1 protein-coding gene is annotated in these 2,455 nt (G+C 68.5%); it reads left to right on the forward strand.

What is annotated here, in order from left to right:
• The coding region (locus ACZ4SA_RS36800; RefSeq protein ID WP_468283184.1) for a DNRLRE domain-containing protein at nt 1-2,455 on the forward strand (2,455 nt) is incomplete at both ends.

Consider the following 2,455-nt stretch of genomic DNA (forward strand, 5'->3'; position numbering starts at 1 on the left):
CCATGGTCCTGTCCGACTCCCCCTCGACGAACTTCAACTCGTCCTGGAAGCTGTCCGCCGGCAAGACCTCCAGCACGGCCCAGGCCCGCTCACTGCTGAAATTCCCGCTGGATGAGATCCCGGCCGGTGTGAAGGTCGACGGGGCGCGGCTGGGCGTCTACTTCGACCAGTCGCACACCACCAACGGCAACGACGTCACCATCGCGGCGCACCGGGCGACCGGGGCGTGGGACGAGTCGACGGCGACCTGGTCCAACACCTCCGGACTGCTGGGCGAGCTGTCCGGCACCAGCGTGCAGGCCGATGACGGGGACGCGGGCACGACGGCCGCGACCGGCACCTGGCCGGCGTCCGGGTCCACCCTCACCCAGTACGCGATCGGCCAGGACTACCACTACAACAAGGACTCGGTCGCCGGGGACAAGTACACCTGGCAGCCGAAGGTCACCGACACCGCCACCTACCGGGTCGACGTCCACTACGTGGCGGCCACCGACCGGGCCACCAACGCCCCGTACACGGTGACCCACCGCGACGGCACCCAGACGTTCACCGTCGACCAGTCGGCCGGCACGAACGGTGTGTGGACCTCGCTGAACGGCGGCGCTCAGCTGCCGTTCGACAAGGGCACCGTCGGCAAGGTCGTCCTCGGCGACGGACCCGCCTCCACCTCGACCGCCGTCATCGCGGACGCCGTGCGCCTGGTGAACCCCGCCCAGATCGTCAAGAACCAGGGCGAGTACAACCAGTGGCACGAGTTCCCGGTCGCCGACACCGTGCAGAAGTGGGTGAACGGCACCGCGAACCACGGCTTCATCCTCAAGGCCGAGGACGAGTCGTCCACCGGTCCGCTCGGCGGACCCCGCTACGAGGCCGGTGACGGCTACTACGGCGGCGAGACCTCGAGCATCCCGCGCCTGACCGTGACCTGGGGCCGCGTCGGCACCGCACTCGACTCGCCGACCGTGGTGCACTCCACCGGCCCCGAGCTGCACTGGCCGGCGTACAAGAACACCGGCGGCGACGCCGGTGCGGACATCGTCGAGTACCAGCTGCACCGCTCCACGCAGCAGGACTTCACGCCCTCCGCGGCGACCCTGATCGCACCGATCGACAAGAGCGCCACCGCATACACCGACACCACCGCGGTCCCGACGCCCGACTCCTCGTCCAGCGAGATCGGGAAGTCGTACTACTACCAGATCGCGGTCAAGACCGAGGACGGTGACCTGCTCGGGTCCCCGACCCGGGTCGTGGGCATCCCCAAGGCCGGCCGGACGATGAAGATCATCCAGGGCAGCCAGGGCGGCGTCACCGACACCACTCTCTCCTCCGCCCAGCCGACCACCAACCAGGACACCATCCAGTCCTGGGGGGTGGGCCAGAAGTGGCTGAGCGTCGGCAACAACTCCGGCACCTACGGCAAGACCCGGGCCGTGCTGAAGTTCCCCACCAGCGACATTCCGGCCACCGCCACGGTGCTCGACAACCGGATGTACATGTGGGGCGCGGAGACCACCACGGGCAGCAGCGGAGCGATCTACGAACTCCACGCCCTGACCCGGGACTTCTCCGAGACCCAGGCCACCTGGAACAACGCCACCTCCACCACCGCCTGGACCAGCGCCGGCGGCGACATGTCAGCCACCGTCTCCGACACCGTGGCCAACATGTCGGACGTCGGCCGCCACTGGTGGGACGCCACCAGCCTGATGCAGAACTGGGTGGAGGACCCGGCCGGCAACAAGGGCGTCGCGGTCAAGCTGAAGGACGAGTCCTCCTCCGGCCCGCAGGAGCGCACCCTGTTCCTGTCGGCGGAGGCCGCAGACCCGCAGCTGCGCCCGTACATGCAGGTCATCTATGTCGACTCGACCACCCAGTCGACGTACTACGCCCCGACCACCCCGTCGCGGATGACTCCGAACACCACCTACACGGTGGACTTCACGGTCACCAACACCACGTCCTCGGCGTGGGCGGCGGGTGAGCGGGAGCTGTCCTACACCTGGAAGCTCCCCGACGGCACGGACGTGACGACGGGCGGCAACCAGCTGGAGACTCCGATTCCGGCCCTGCTGCCGGGCAAGTCGGCCACCATCCAGGCCCAGGTCTCGACCCCGATCAACTCGGACTCCGGCAACAAGCGCAACGAGTACGTGCTCGGCTGGGACGTCCGCAAGATCTCCGACGGCACCTGGCTGTCGGCGGGCACGGGCGGGATCCCGGCGCTGAAGCAGAACGTCGCGGTCGAGGACCCGACCTCCAACCAGCTCGGCCTGGAGAAGTTCTACTCCTACACGGGCAAGAACACCGGCGCCGGCTCGACGGTCATGAACAACCTGGCGGCGGGCAACAGCGTCTGGTCGTACAACGCGTTCACGAACCCGGGCCGTGGCCTGAGCACTTTCGCCCGGTTCGCCTACAACTCGCAGGATACCTCGGACACGGTCGCCGG

The organism is Streptomyces sp. NPDC027962 (genome assembly GCF_055566095.1).